Here is a 13,654-nt window from a genome sequence, read left to right as displayed (position 1 = left end):
TTATTTATATACTTGTGTCCACTACTTAATGTCAAAAAATACCAAAAAATGACAAATTTTTCATAAAAAAAACAATTTATTTCGTACACTACTGATTATCAATCACTTAAAAAGTAATAATTTTGACTAATGCCTTAATTTTTGTTAATAAATTAATAAGTGTTATCAAAATTAATCCTTTTTACTTTATCCTCCTTTCTGATTTCTAAGATTTTAGTTCTAGGAAGATAATCTTCAATAGTTCCTAATTCATAAACTCCAGTAGGAGGATTTTCTAGGGTAAGACCATCATCTATTACATCATAGTAACCACCATTGATAAATAGAACAGAACCTTCTATATCATCGTGTTTTAAGAAATAATCTATTTGATGTGATTTAATGGGTTCTCTAGCGACTTCTATGACTAGGGAGTTATTGTTTTTTTCTTCTATCAATAAGTAGGATAAAACAGCCGTTGAAAAGGCTAAGATTAAAATGAGTAGATGTTTCATAGTTTTTTTTGATAAGATACGGATTAGTTGCAATTAAAATAAACAAAAAATAGAATACAAAAAAATCCTTCAAAATTTTAGTTTTGAAGGATTTTTGTTTTTTTGATATGATTTGTAGGAAATACAGGAAGAAATAACAAGAGAAAAAAATAAATTAATTGTCTCTATTCTTTAATTTGAGATTAGTCACGCACAGAGACCGTTTTGTACTTCTTTATCACACGCCCTGTTTTGCCACTCAAACGATATACTACTGCATTATAAGGCTTTCTAGGAGTTTTTGTATTGACTTCCCAGTAATATACTTTCTTTTCATCTACAATAGTGCTATCCCTATCCAATCCACTAATACTATAATGGTTAGGTATTTTTCTTTTGACAATCTCTAAAGCTTCTCTAAAGCAAATAGGATACTTATCTGCCTGACGTTCGTCTATAGTTTTTGTAATATTACCTAAGGTATCAAAAAAATAAGTATTGCCAAGATAGACATTATCATAAGTATAACAAACAGACTTTATACGTCTTAGAGTATCATACTGCATCTCTTGATGAATGGTTGGGTTGCTTTTATATACTTTTGTCACTGATAGTATACTTCTAACAGGATTAAGCAGTATAGCATAGCTTATAGAAAAAGAACCACTATCTACTTCTTGCCATTCCCCTCTTTTAGGATTTAATTTTTTATCAAACATTTTCTCATATTCTTTAAATTGCATGCCTACCTCACAAATCATATCATTCTTTTGATACGATTTGTGAGAAGTACACGAACTTATGACTAGGAATAAAAGAAAATAATAAATAACTTTTTTCATTTTTTAATATTTAATTTGTTAAAGCACTCTCATGAAGAAGTTGCCATTGCCATACAAAAGTATGTTTTGCTGTGTTTTTATAATCCATATAGTTATCTGTACCTCCCATACTGAAAACGTGTTGAGACTCCTTATCAAAGGTATGTTCTAATCCTAAAGCATGCATTACCTCATGTGGGATATCAATATCGAAGTGGTCATCTGCATCCTTATTCTTTGTAAATATAAGACAGCTTTTCTCTTCCTTATTAGTAGTACCATTCACTCGCTCATCGCCTTCCTCAGTAGTATCTCCCTTACATTGTAGATAAGTAAGAAACAAATAAACTGTATCTTCTTCTATTGCTGCGTTATGTTGAATGGTATATAGTTCTTTTAGAAGTTTCATAAAGGCAGTACGGTCATTACTCCTTTCTATTTGATCTGTTGTATTAGTAACAAATATATTTTTCTTGTTTTTTGCCATCTCTAAGACTTTATTTTGAATAGTAGAACTATTCTTTATAGTTGCAAATTTATCAAAATTTGATTTATAAACAGGATCTTTTAGAAGATTATGTATTTTATCATTAATTTCTCCCACTTTTTTTTCTATTAAAGCATATTGTTTATCAGTTTCCTTATATTTATCTCTCTCTTTTATTAACTTTTGCATTTTTTCATTTAAGTCATTAGTATTTTCTTTTTGAAACTTTTTAATTTCGGTTTCTAATTCTTTTTGAGTTTTGTTATCAGCTGTAATTTTAGCCTGAATTTTCTGCTCTAACGCAGCAGGAAGGGTTGTAATATCCAAAATAATCGGACTAGGATTTACAAAATCAATATCTATCAAAGCAGGATTAAATGCTTTTTTGAAAATGTCTTTTAAATAAGTTAAATTGATATTGAGTTTTTTTTGTCCAGTAATTCTAGTTTCATCATTATCTTTACTCCCACCATTATTCTCTACTACAAACCATCTCACTTTGGCTTTTTTTGGAGCAGGGTGAAATACATTCAATACACCTACTACATTAGTATTATTAGTTTTTATCTCTAAGCGAGTAGGGGTTTCATTTGTGGCATTGCAGGTAATTTCGATTTCTTCTATCCCTTTATTTTTCTTGTTTGGGTCTCTAAGGTCAGTTACTGAAAAAGTAAAATCAGGATGGGTATCAAAGGCAATAGTAGTATAATCCTCTAAATGAGAATTAAAATTTTTAAATAATTTTCTCTCCCAATCTAATTCTAGGGTAATTTTGTCACCTTTTCGCATACTTATCCATGAAGCATAATAAGGTTTTCCTTCTATCTCTAAATTTTCAGGAGGAAACTCTGCCTGTAAAGCAGAAGCTTTGTTTTTATCTTTGAGGTTGTTTTTAAGTGAATTGCTATATTCACAAAAGCCAAAAATGCCATTTTTATAATCAGTTTTATCGACATCAAAGCCAATACGACATTTCCTTTTTCTAACTTTTACAGATACGCTCCCTTCGTATCCAATCTCAGGAATACGAAGGGTAAAAATGTTTTCTCTTTTGTCATTTTCCATATTTTTTTTAGTTAGTTGTGTGTTATTGGTTAGATGGACGAACTTTAAGTTTGATTTTGTCTTGTTCTCCCTGAATTTGATAGTCTCTTAGAATATCGTTTTCCAAACGTTTTCCTTGATATTCAAAATCGTGTGATTTACTAGAAAGATTAATTGTTATTTTCTTTCCAGTCATTCCTTCTGTTTCTAAGACAAGATAAATCTCTTTTTCTTCACCTATATCTTCAATACGTGTTCCCTCTGAGCCAACCAAATAATAATCTATTACTTTCCCTTCCTCATCATCATTATTTAAAACAGTAATAGGAGCATTTGCACTCAAATCGGTTTTCTTCCAATAATGGTCTAAGACTTTATATCCATCATCTATCATAATCGCAGGAGTGAGATGAATAAGTGTTGTCATTGGTTCTCCGTTTTGAGCATTGAAGTTATTTTTGAAATGGACACAATGTACATCATAGAGTTCTATGATTCTACTTTTACTTGCTGCTGTAACAGGAGAAACTACAATTTTGACATGTTTTGTCATATCCGTAGCAATTGACCATTGCATAAAACTTTGGTCTGAAGTAGTTTCGAAGATAATTTCAAAAACAGTTCCATTAGGTTTTCCCATGGGTTTGCCGTGTTCATCAACAGCTCTGTGAAAACGGAATTTGAAGTCAAGGATATTGATTTCCTTGTCTTCTATATACATTTTGGCTATTAAGCTCATTTTTCAATGGTATTAAGGAACGTAAAAGTTGTATTTTTCTGTAAAAATAGAATTAATCATTTACTAAAGCAATAAAAAATTACATTAATGCTATTTTTTTAACATTAGATTCATTTTTTATTAGTTGATAGAATAAATTAATACTCATAACTCAAAAAAGTGCTATACTGATTTACTATACTTACTAGATAAAGTACAGACAAAATACAGATAAAAATAGATAAAGTACAGATAAAACACAGACAGAAATAGATAAATACAGATAAAAAAAGATAAACCACAGACAAAACACACACTAATTACAATTCAAATAGATAAAAAACAGATATAAAACTAAAAAAGCCTTCAAATTTACAGTTTTGAAGGCTTTTTTCAGTGGATTCTATTGTTCTGAAGAAGTTAAAAATCGGTTTTATATTTACGTATTTTTGATTTAATGATTAATGGTAAAAAATCCTCATTTTCTACTTCCATTATCGGAAATGGAATCCTATTTATTATGATAGAAGTTTTCTCTATTAGGTCATACAACTGCGAAAAAGTAATATCTTGACTAATGTTAATCTGTACATTCATAGAAGATGCAAAACGAGGTTGAATTTCTATCCTATCAAAATAGGATATGTTTTTTCTTATCTCTGTTGTGAAATAGTCAAGCTCTTTATCTCTTATGTTTCTTATTTTTATAATAATCATTAGCTAGTGATTTTTTCTACAAAATATACTCCTGTTAAAAATATCATTGATGCGATAAGTACGATAATAAAACCTCCCCTTTGTCCTATTTCCCAAAGACGAAAATCAACCTCTAAAAGAACAAATACAAAGGATAAATAAGTAAATATAGATGCTGCTATATTGCAAAACAGTAACTTTACAAAAGATATATATTTCATAATATTTTTAATTTTCGTACTCTAAAAGAGTACAAGTATTCTTTTAGAGTACGTTTTGATAATTATTTTTTAGTTTCGTACTCAAACTCAATACAGGAAAAACCTGTAAGTTTGTCAAATACAAATTCCTTAAATGGAAACGGACGGAGTAAAATAGATAAGTCTTTTACTAATTCTCGTTTGATAGTAATTTTGACTACTCTACCTTTATGATAGAATAGTTGATAATCTTTATTGCTTATTTCTTTGGTAGAAACATAAAACTGAATGAAAGAATTGATTGCATTACACTTCTGAACTAATAACTGTATCGCAGCTTTGTACCGATTAGGTACAGTTTCCATACACTCAACTCTATGAATGTCTTGTTTTTGGGAATACCCTAAAATGGCTGCTAACTCTTCTAAAGAGAATCCGTAGTATTCTCGTATTTCTTTTGATTCTGTTCCTGTCATGATTTTATTGTTTTGAAATATGATGAATCATTTTAAGACGAAATTTGAGCATACTTTCAAGAAATTCAGAATTACATCGTTCGAACTCTGTTTTGATTTTTTCATATTCGGTATCTGTGATTTCCATACCATTTGCGATATAACATTCTTCTACTGCATCAAGAGCTATTCTAATTTCTTGTTCTGAAGCAAATTCTTCTTTTGTTTCTTCATAGGCTTCACTTGTTTCACTCACTTGTGGAAAATGAGTAGGATTTGATTTTGGAACTGTATGTTTCCAAATCACTTTATTTTCTATCCTATCAATGATTATAGCCGTTTTAAGAGTAGTTTTATATTTGACTTGAAACTTGATAGGGTTGTTAATCATATCTTCTACAAGGGACTTAAAATATCCTATTACTTTCTCTGGAATATGGTCATAGAATTGAGCATACAAGGAACGGTTTTTATCGACAAATCCTCCTTCACTATCTTGTTCCTGCTCATTGAAATATAATTTCAATTTAAAGCGACAAGGAACTCGTAATTTATTATTTGGAATGCGAGATTTTTGTTGTGTATTCATACTTTTTGTTGTATATTTGTATTGAGGCTCTGCTGGAGAGCAACCTCAACTCAAGGCTAATTTTGTAATTTATTTTGCAATTTAGTTGGGACAATCTTGCTGATACGTCAGTAAGATTTTTTTTTGTCTAATTTTTCGGAATACATCGGTTATTTTTTCCTCTGCATTCCAAAGCGCAGCACTTTTTTTCTCTATCTTATTTTGGCTTTTTTCTTTCTTTGTTTTTCTTCGTTCCCCCCATTAGCCAGAGGGGAAAACTCTTTCTTCGTAATTTCTTTATACAGATTTTTGGTTTCATAGTGTATTTTTTCTTTGTGTTTGATACCATCTGAACAATTCGGAAAAATTTACCGACTTTACATGTATTTATATGTAATTTCTATATACAGAGAAATATTACATAGAAACACTATAATAGTGGTATTTTTTTCCGTATTATTCATTTTTGATGCTTTTTTTAGGGTGTTCTTTATAGGGTTGCTTTTTGGCAACTTTTAAAAAATTTTAGAAAAACAAGACTTCTGTTTTAAGGCTTAAAAAACGTGTTGTACGGACACTCTTTCGCCAAAATAAGAACTAAGTAAACGATTATAGATAGTGCAAACTGGACTGTTTCTGATGCCTTCAAAGGCATCTTTTGGACACTTAATAGTAAGTCTATTTGTAGCGTGTAGGTAGGATTCAAAAGAGAACTTTTTTAGTAGCTCTTTATGCTCCTGTGAAACTCCTTCAATACTCATAATATCTTTCAGAAGTGTGTGGAATTTTTGTGCTTGTGGGATTATCTTTGTAGTCGCTTCTACAATAGTTATTCCCTCATAGGTTTTTAGATGTTCGATGTCTAAGAAGATAGAGAAATTGAACCATTTACGGTAAACATCTTGCTCTTTTTTTGGCTTGAACATAAAGCCAGCTTTACACAATTTTTTGATATGATTGCGTATTGTTTTTTCGGATTTTGTTCCACGCTGGGTAGCTATTGATTGATTGTTTGTAACCAATACAGCGTACTTTTTGCCGTTTGTCCATGTGATTATTTTAGTATCTGGACTTTTGTCTTTTCGTAGTCTGACAAAAGTATCATAGATGAATAATAAGGTAGCCTGTTCATTGCTATTTATTGATTCTCCTACTTCTTTGCCTTCGTTGTAATCATCTAGCTTATTTAGCAGACTACGGTGCATTTTTTCGTAACCAATAGGTGTGGGTTTATTGATTACTGGTTGGGTCTGATTCATTTTTTTGAGTATTTAGTTGGGAATTTTTCTTTGAATTTTTCTTTGAATTTATAGGTCTTTTGGTGTTTTTTGTTTCTGGGACTTTCCCTATCAGCTTATCAACTAGATAGGGAATTAGAGGTATTTCCTCTCTAAAGTCTATTTCTAAAGTCCCTTTTAAGCCTTCTTTTGTATAAAAAAGTCTTTTTACTTCGCTAGAAGAATCCTCTTCTGTTTCTAAAGAGAATGATTTGATTTTTGCTAATTGTTCTGAAAATTTAAGTATTGATGTCATTTTTTGATTCAAGTTTATTAATTATTATTTGATTGCTTTTTTCTGAATCGTCTAAGAGATGAATATTTATCGTTTTGGGGATAATCATCTCAATACAAGACCACCATTTCACTTCTCTAAAAAAATCTTCGTATACGTCTGAATGGCTTTTTTGTGGGTCAGAATTTACTGGAATCCAAACGTTATGGTCTTCTCTAAAAAGAGAAGCACTAATAATGTAACTGGTTGTTTCTTCCCTAGAATAGTTTGTTACAACTTTCAAATCTTTAAATTTTAAAGGTTGTTTTTCTAAAGTTTCATATACTATTTCAATAAAAAGATTATTCATTTTGTATCTTGTTTAGATTGCCAAACTCTAGTTTTCTTACATACAGTCAAACCGTTTTTACTTTCTTGTTGGTAAATAGGAATTCCTTTGTAAGTAACCGTAATTCCTATATCTGAAACATTCTTTATGTTTCCAACTTCCTTAATAAAATTATATACTTGACGCAAAACATCTGACACAACGTTGTTATTAGATATTTCTTTGAGTTGTTCAAAAGTAGGTGGTTTTTCACTCATTTTCTGCTTCCTTTTTTTGGTTGATAATCTTAATATTTTGCTTCAACTTCTTTATACTCACTTCTGCTATGAAGGCATAAGGAGGATTATCCATAGAGCAATACATAAATCCTATTTGTCCCTCTTCATTTACAAAAACATTGATATTCCTTTTATATCCTCTGTCTTTGTTGTACTGCTCTGTTTCTGCATCTAGTTCGTGTAGCTCTATCAGTTCTTGTAGAACAGGAGCTAGTATTTTCTTTAGTTTAGTTTCTATACTCATAATTTAGTGAGGTAAAAAACATTTTCTTATTTGTTGCTCAGCTTGACCATGTGCAGATAAAAATTTTCCTTCATCTATCACTTCAAAATCATTGTCTTTTGAGATGTCAGAATTATAATTACCTGTATGTATATATTGTGGTTCTGCTATGCAGACTTCTACAACTTTATACCCTTTTTCTGTTTTATCTATACAGTAAAAAGTAAAATCTTTGTCAAAATAATAGTTTTTCATACTTTTTATTAAGTTTTAGAGAGAAAAAACCCTATCCCAAAAGAATAGGGATTTTTGAGAATAAAGATTGCAAAACATAATTGCATTTTTCTAAGAAATTTAGGGCATACGAACAACTGTATAACCACTTTTGATACTGGTGTCCAAACTAGCGAAGGCTGGTTGGTCTAAGAATTTTCTAGCTATTGTTTTAGGTAAATTTGCTTTAAAATCTTCTATGATTTCCTCTTTTTCGTTTCGGACTATGGTGCGAACATAATTCTTTTTACCTGTTGCAGATAGCCATAATTCGGTAAGAGTGGTTGCAAATTTTTCTACTGGAACACTTACATCTGGAGTAGATTGAGTGGTGGTAGTTGGGTTTGAAGTTTGAGTTTGAGTATCCATGATTTTTTGAATTTTAGTTGGTTTTTGATTAGAAATAGTATGCAACGTTTTCAGAACGTTTGTGCAACGGATAATTTTATCCGTTTTTATCCGTTGCAAAAGTGCCGTTCTATCCGTTTCAGTCGTTATTATCCGTTTTTATCCGTTGCAATTATCCGTTGCACTTTTTTTTATAAATTTTTTTTTATCTATCGGTAAACTTGTCCTCTTGTTCCTGCTCCTTTCCGATGATAAGTGTTACGACAAGTGTCAGAACAAAAAAGCGCATCCGAACGCTTATTATCCAAGCTAATATTGCAGTTTCTACAAGTGTGATTTTGACTACTTGCTTGAGGATTATTTGGGTTTGAATTTTGATTAAATCCAATCGGATTGCTTCTATTTTGTGCTTGAAAACTTCCTAAAGTTGGCTGCTGATATTGCGTAGTATGATAGACATTCATTGGTGGAATAATATTAAACGAAACACCTTCATCAAGCGCAAAACGATAATATGAATATTCATAGAAGTAGCCATAAATACAAAGTATTTCTAACACTAAAACTATGATTCCTGCTATCAGTGCGTTTTGTGTTCCGTCTTGGTCATTTACTGATAAAGATGCTTTTTTATCTGATTTAATTTCTGCTAGTGCTGCTGTTTGCATTTCTAAGAGCTTGTTTTTCTGCTCCTGTACCTCCTTCAAACTCTTACCAGCATCTAGTTTTAACCATTTATTATTGCTTTTTTTGAGTATTTCATTTGAACTACTAATAAGCAAATCATAACTACTTATTTGCTCGGCAAAACTTGCTTTTATACTATCAGCTTCGTGATTTGCTGAAGCTGTAATTTCTGTACTTTTATCTTGGAGAGTTGCCGAAATATAAGCTCCACCTGTTGCCGAAATTACGATACTGGCAAGTGTACAAGTTAATAAACCAATCCAAGACATTGCACTAGCTCCATCGCCTATTGCTTTTGATTGAGCAATAGATTGAGCAGATTCGGCTTTCATTTTTTCAAGGGCATAAAATATTCCTACTGCAAACAATCCTATGATGATAGCCATTGCTATCATTTCTATACTGTCAAAGTTTGGTGCAAAGGTTTTTCCTACCAAATAGGCTGTTATCAATCCTAAAAGGAAAGAAACAATGTGATAGAAACTTTTTAAAGACTTTATTATTTTGAACGAACCACGACGTTTTTGTGCTTGTGTAGTTGGTGTGAGCTTTTGGGCAGCTTGTTCATAATAACCTTTTGCTTTAGTTTCATTTAGAGCCTGTTCGAATGGGTCGCCACTATGACTTTCACTTGGCTTCCTTCCTAGATTACCGAACGCTTGGAGTATTTTGTCTGTTGGTTTCATAGTCTTGTATAGTTTGAAGTCTGTGTTCTAAAACATCTATTTGTGTATCTAAATTACCATCTATGAACATCTTATCCATTAAGGCATCAAATCGTTCTTTCCTTAATTCGTGTTGCAAGATGATACGCTTTAGTTTTTTTATTCTTAGTTGCTTTTTAAGTAAATAAAATAGACAAACGATAAGTAAAAAAATAAGTAAGTAAGTCATAAATTCTAATTTTTAGTAGGTTCAGAATGCTGTGAATACTGTATTTTAGTTCTACAACTTTCACAAACTTTTACATCAATCGTTTCAAATGGACTTTCACAAACAATACAATCAATTTTTACTGGAGTTTTATTTGGGTAAAGTCTGCGAACATAGTTGTCATTTTGCTGCTGCAAATAGTCCTTTTTTCTAGTTTCTTTTTCTAGTTCTTCTTTTAGTTCCTTAGCTTCTTTTTTGTGCTTTTTGGACTTATAAAAAGAGAAAAAAGTAGCTAAGAAAAGAGAGAAGTTTATAAGAAAGTTAGTCATTCGTTTTTGCTAAATTTTCGTCTGGAAATAAGGCTGTTTGTATTCCTCTAATACTATCTTTTGCTAAGACTATTATCTCTTGTAAAAGAAGTTGGTCATCAATACTTATTTCTAGTTTAGGAGGTTTTTTAAGTGCTTTTTTATTTTTTGTGTACTCTTTTGAATACTCTTGTAATTTATTTCTAACACGGTTTATTTGCTCAATCTTAGCTTTTTTTTCTTGTGTGTGCATTTCAAAGGGCATTTTTCTTTTCATGAGTGTAATTATTTATACGGTAGAGAATAGAATTAGCACTTTTAATTAAATCTAGTTGTCTTTGTGCATAATCCTTTTTTTGTTCAAATGCTTCTAGTAAAATTTTTTGAATCGCATCATGGATTTTCTCTTGTACTTGATGCTCATGTATGACCTCAAAAGATTCTTTTAGTAAAATTTTACTTACTTTCTTACCATCTCTTCGTTCTAAGAAGTCGTCAATAATGGTAGTAATTGTATAGCCGTGCATTCTCAAAGTGTCGAACTTACAAATTTTCATTTCTCTAATCAGACGAGTATAAAAAGTAACTTTACCTTTCGGATTTTTGGGTTTATCATTGTTTATGTAAAGCATAATTTTTGAGTAATTTAGTTGGGTTTTGAAATTGATTTGAGTTAAAAGTAGCGTTCCCACCACTCTTGAATTTTTCTAGGCATAAAGTCTATGACAACGGCATCTATGAAAAGAGCTATAAGAAACAGACTAGCTAAAAAAGCTAAAATACAGATGACAATTTTGACAAATAATAGCATCGTTTTAGTTGAGAAAGTTGGGAGAAGAAAATTTTAGTTTTTTCATGGCTAATTCCATCAGTCCTATCACACCTTGGAGTAGGACATTAGCAAACTTATTTTTGCCTACAAAGTGATTGAACCCTAACGAACAGATTTTTCCAGTTTTTTTATCAATGCTATTTTCGTTAGCCACAGCACCAAAAACAAGAACATTTATATCATTTTGTTGTGCATAATCATTAATCATGTTTTTAATTTTAACTGCATGATTTTCTAATTCTTGTTCGTGATTCATATTTGAGTAATTTAGTTGGGTAATGAATGAAAAATTGTTTTTTTTGAACTAGGTAAGGGATTCGAACCCTTGCTTTAGGCTGCTTCTAGGAATGCTTTTTTTTCGCTTAATTCCTACTATTGAAGACTGACACCAGCGTACTAACCACTATACTAACCTAGCTACGACCTAAATAATACCTTCTTTTTTATGAGGACAAAGAACGTCCTTGTATTATTTTTGGTCGGTTTCTTTATTTCTTAAAAGAAGGTAAAAACAATATTTTCACCTTCTATTTGTACATTTACAACACTAATTTTATTCCTCTTCATTTTTGAAACGTTCTTTCAAAAAGTCTAATTCTATCTGCATTGCAGATAGTTTACTTTCTAAATCATATACTTTATCACGGTAAACGTTCTTTTGATTTGACGCTTCCCTAAGCTCTTTGCTCCATAATTCGGCTCTTCCCATTGCATAATCTTTTAATTCTGCGTGGTATTTTAGTTTCTTGTTTTGTTTTACCAAATTTTGATTTTCCAAAACAAGCTCGTTATATACTTCTTTGAAAGAAGATACGCCATGAGGATTAAAATTTTCTTTCGCTTCAACTTTTACTTCTTCTGCTGGAAAAACCTCTATAATATCCTCACTATCTACAATCATACTGTTAAATTGAGGGAGAGAACATTCTAAAATTTGCACCCTATCCAATGGACATTTAGCTACTACTTTTGCAGTAGCTACACCTTGAGTAGTGTTTATTCTTATTGTAGCTCCTAAATCGATACTTTGAGTTTTTGATTGAGTTTTCATTTTTTGAGTATTTAGTTGGTAATTTGAGTTAAAAGTAGCGTTCCCACCACTCTTGAATTTTTCTAAGTATAAAATTTATAGAAAGTGCCAATACAGTAGCAAAAAAGGTTAAAACAAAAAGAATACTTTTAACAAGGAATACCATCTTTTGAGTTTAGTTGGGTTTTGGAATGAGTAAAGTTTTTTTTGATTGAATAGAAAAAGGAAAATTTATTTTGATGATTCTCTAATCTCTTTCATTTTGTTTGTTACTTGAGTACGTTCTTTTTTCAAAGTTTTGTACGGTTTGCTGTCTTTAATTAACACTTTCATGGCATCTGTTAAGGATTGCCATTTTTGTTGCAAATCAAACATTTCTGCTTTTTGCTCTTGTGTTAAATTAGGTTGTTTTCTTGCCATTATAGATAGTTATTTGGTGGTTAGTTCAGCTTCAATTTCCTTTTCTAAATCTCTACACATTTGTATAAATTTTTTAGGACGAGCAACAACTAATTTTACAATCCATATCAAAAACAATGATTGTTGCCCTACTTTTTCATCAATCAATGCTTGTACAAAAGCATCTTTTAACTTCATCGGTACTTTTCTAACTCCAATACTAGATAGCTTTTTTTCAGTTGGTTGAGTTGTTGGTTCGTTTTTTTTCATAGGGAATAAAACTTTTATACGATTTTGTTCGTAATTTTGTGTAACTTGTTAGTATCTATACGACAAAGATGATAAATAGTTTTCTTAAATGCAAAACATTTTATCATATTTTCGTAAATATTTTTTCATTTAATTATAACTAACTATGAATCAATACTTTAACTTTTCGGTAGCTCGAAAAGAATTAAATCTAAGTCAAGAAGAAATGGCTGAAGAGATTGGAATAAGTAGAGTTACCATTGGTAATACAGAAAGAGGAAAGAATTTAAGTCATCAATACCTCAATCATTTGGAGAAAAAAGGTTATTCAAAAGAATGGTTATTAGGAGAATCAGATGTCAAAAAAACCTTAAATAATGATTTTACAAAAAATGATAAAGAATTTATCATTTTAGAATTAAGAGAGGAAAATAAAGAACTCAAGAAAGAAAATAAAAGTCTTCGTCAAGAGCTATATGACCTAAAAGATAAGTTTATGGCATTTCAAGGTTTTGTAATGCTTCATGCTCATAAATTCAAACAAGATGAATTACAGAGTTTAAGTAACAGTTTGGGAAAGGATAAGACGTTATTAGAACATGGGTTTGTAGCTGTCAAAAAAAATGGTTACAAATCTAGTAACGTCTTATTTGAGAATTAACTCAAATATCCCATTTCTGAACTATAAAAATAGTTTTTGTGTTGTTTTTTGAGTAGGCTATCAATCCTACCCACTTGGCAAGAAAAATAGATACAATAAAATCGAAGAAAAAATAGTTCAATCAAAACTTACTTCTTTTCGCTTAAAAGTCGAATTGCAGAGGCAATTCACAGTTTTGAGATTAACTTTTT

General features: G+C 30.6%; 23 protein-coding genes and 1 tRNA gene. 1 reads left to right on the top strand and 23 read right to left on the bottom strand.

What is annotated here, in order from left to right; all coding sequences use genetic code 11:
• Positions 1–152: 152 nt before the first annotated feature.
• From V9L04_RS01490 to V9L04_RS01380, 23 genes are all read right to left on the bottom strand, one after another.
• Positions 153–494, bottom strand: a complete 342-nt coding sequence (locus V9L04_RS01490; RefSeq protein ID WP_338792292.1) for a hypothetical protein — start codon at positions 492–494, stop codon at positions 153–155.
• 182 nt (positions 495–676) lie between these two features.
• Positions 677–1,315, bottom strand: a complete 639-nt coding sequence (locus V9L04_RS01485) for a hypothetical protein (protein WP_338792291.1) — start codon at positions 1,313–1,315, stop codon at positions 677–679.
• Between the two features lie 10 nt (positions 1,316–1,325).
• Positions 1,326–2,846: a hypothetical protein gene (locus V9L04_RS01480; RefSeq protein WP_338792290.1), complete on the bottom strand. Its 1,521-nt coding sequence runs from the start codon at positions 2,844–2,846 to the stop codon at positions 1,326–1,328.
• Positions 2,847–2,868: 22 nt separating this feature from the next.
• On the bottom strand, positions 2,869–3,564 hold the full coding sequence (gene tssD, locus V9L04_RS01475) for a type VI secretion system tube protein TssD (protein WP_338792289.1): 696 nt from the start codon (positions 3,562–3,564) through the stop codon (positions 2,869–2,871).
• Between the two features lie 958 nt (positions 3,565–4,522).
• The gene (locus V9L04_RS01470) at positions 4,523–4,915 is read right to left on the bottom strand and encodes a hypothetical protein (protein ID WP_338792288.1); all 393 of its coding nucleotides are present in this window, start codon (positions 4,913–4,915) and stop codon (positions 4,523–4,525) included.
• 4 nt (positions 4,916–4,919) lie between these two features.
• A complete protein-coding gene (locus V9L04_RS01465) occupies positions 4,920–5,483 on the bottom strand; it encodes a hypothetical protein (protein WP_338792287.1) in 564 nt (187 codons plus the stop codon).
• 533 nt (positions 5,484–6,016) lie between these two features.
• Positions 6,017–6,721 carry a hypothetical protein gene (locus V9L04_RS01460; RefSeq protein ID WP_338792286.1) on the bottom strand — a complete coding sequence of 235 codons (705 nt, stop codon included), beginning with the start codon at positions 6,719–6,721 and terminating at the stop codon, positions 6,017–6,019.
• On the bottom strand, positions 6,693–6,995 hold the full coding sequence (locus tag V9L04_RS01455; RefSeq protein WP_338792285.1) for a hypothetical protein: 303 nt from the start codon (positions 6,993–6,995) through the stop codon (positions 6,693–6,695). Before V9L04_RS01455 ends, V9L04_RS01460 begins: the two co-directional genes overlap by 29 nt.
• Positions 6,979–7,323: a hypothetical protein gene (locus tag V9L04_RS01450; RefSeq protein ID WP_338792284.1), complete on the bottom strand. Its 345-nt coding sequence runs from the start codon at positions 7,321–7,323 to the stop codon at positions 6,979–6,981. The genes V9L04_RS01455 and V9L04_RS01450 overlap by 17 nt, the downstream gene beginning before the upstream one ends.
• On the bottom strand, positions 7,320–7,559 hold the full coding sequence (locus tag V9L04_RS01445; protein WP_338792283.1) for a hypothetical protein: 240 nt from the start codon (positions 7,557–7,559) through the stop codon (positions 7,320–7,322). Before V9L04_RS01445 ends, V9L04_RS01450 begins: the two co-directional genes overlap by 4 nt.
• Positions 7,552–7,824 (bottom strand): hypothetical protein, encoded by a 273-nt coding sequence (locus V9L04_RS01440; protein ID WP_338792282.1) that lies wholly within the window; start codon positions 7,822–7,824, stop codon positions 7,552–7,554. Before V9L04_RS01440 ends, V9L04_RS01445 begins: the two co-directional genes overlap by 8 nt.
• 3 nt (positions 7,825–7,827) lie before the next feature.
• Positions 7,828–8,058: a hypothetical protein gene (locus V9L04_RS01435; protein ID WP_338792281.1), complete on the bottom strand. Its 231-nt coding sequence runs from the start codon at positions 8,056–8,058 to the stop codon at positions 7,828–7,830.
• 99 nt (positions 8,059–8,157) lie between these two features.
• Positions 8,158–8,445: a hypothetical protein gene (locus V9L04_RS01430; protein ID WP_338792280.1), complete on the bottom strand. Its 288-nt coding sequence runs from the start codon at positions 8,443–8,445 to the stop codon at positions 8,158–8,160.
• A 188-nt stretch (positions 8,446–8,633) separates the two neighbouring features.
• The gene (locus tag V9L04_RS01425; RefSeq protein WP_338792279.1) at positions 8,634–9,797 is read right to left on the bottom strand and encodes a hypothetical protein; all 1,164 of its coding nucleotides are present in this window, start codon (positions 9,795–9,797) and stop codon (positions 8,634–8,636) included.
• Positions 9,760–10,005 carry a hypothetical protein gene (locus V9L04_RS01420; RefSeq protein WP_338792278.1) on the bottom strand — a complete coding sequence of 82 codons (246 nt, stop codon included), beginning with the start codon at positions 10,003–10,005 and terminating at the stop codon, positions 9,760–9,762. The genes V9L04_RS01425 and V9L04_RS01420 overlap by 38 nt, the downstream gene beginning before the upstream one ends.
• A gap of 5 nt (positions 10,006–10,010) precedes the next feature.
• The gene (locus V9L04_RS01415; protein ID WP_338792277.1) at positions 10,011–10,313 is read right to left on the bottom strand and encodes a hypothetical protein; all 303 of its coding nucleotides are present in this window, start codon (positions 10,311–10,313) and stop codon (positions 10,011–10,013) included.
• The gene (locus V9L04_RS01410) at positions 10,306–10,545 is read right to left on the bottom strand and encodes a hypothetical protein (protein ID WP_338792276.1); all 240 of its coding nucleotides are present in this window, start codon (positions 10,543–10,545) and stop codon (positions 10,306–10,308) included. Before V9L04_RS01410 ends, V9L04_RS01415 begins: the two co-directional genes overlap by 8 nt.
• Before the next feature lies 1 nt (position 10,546).
• Positions 10,547–10,924, bottom strand: a complete 378-nt coding sequence (locus V9L04_RS01405) for a hypothetical protein (protein WP_338792275.1) — start codon at positions 10,922–10,924, stop codon at positions 10,547–10,549.
• 183 nt (positions 10,925–11,107) lie between these two features.
• The gene (locus V9L04_RS01400; protein ID WP_338792274.1) at positions 11,108–11,380 is read right to left on the bottom strand and encodes a hypothetical protein; all 273 of its coding nucleotides are present in this window, start codon (positions 11,378–11,380) and stop codon (positions 11,108–11,110) included.
• Positions 11,381–11,426: 46 nt separating this feature from the next.
• A tRNA-OTHER gene (locus V9L04_RS01395) sits at positions 11,427–11,542 on the bottom strand.
• A gap of 135 nt (positions 11,543–11,677) precedes the next feature.
• Positions 11,678–12,175, bottom strand: a complete 498-nt coding sequence (locus V9L04_RS01390; protein ID WP_338792273.1) for a hypothetical protein — start codon at positions 12,173–12,175, stop codon at positions 11,678–11,680.
• Positions 12,176–12,385: 210 nt separating this feature from the next.
• Positions 12,386–12,574 carry a hypothetical protein gene (locus V9L04_RS01385; protein WP_338792272.1) on the bottom strand — a complete coding sequence of 63 codons (189 nt, stop codon included), beginning with the start codon at positions 12,572–12,574 and terminating at the stop codon, positions 12,386–12,388.
• Positions 12,575–12,583: 9 nt separating this feature from the next.
• Positions 12,584–12,823 (bottom strand): hypothetical protein, encoded by a 240-nt coding sequence (locus V9L04_RS01380; protein ID WP_338792271.1) that lies wholly within the window; start codon positions 12,821–12,823, stop codon positions 12,584–12,586.
• Positions 12,824–12,968: 145 nt separating this feature from the next.
• Between V9L04_RS01380 and V9L04_RS01375 the strand changes: the two genes are divergently transcribed.
• Positions 12,969–13,463 (top strand): helix-turn-helix transcriptional regulator, encoded by a 495-nt coding sequence (locus V9L04_RS01375; protein ID WP_338792270.1) that lies wholly within the window; start codon positions 12,969–12,971, stop codon positions 13,461–13,463.
• The last annotated feature ends 191 nt before the right edge of the window (positions 13,464–13,654 follow it).

The organism is Bernardetia sp. MNP-M8, from assembly GCF_037126285.1.
Taxonomy (GTDB): domain Bacteria; phylum Bacteroidota; class Bacteroidia; order Cytophagales; family Bernardetiaceae; genus Bernardetia.
The sequence above is the reverse complement of the archived record's forward strand: the minus strand, read 5'-3'. Positions and strand labels throughout refer to the sequence as shown.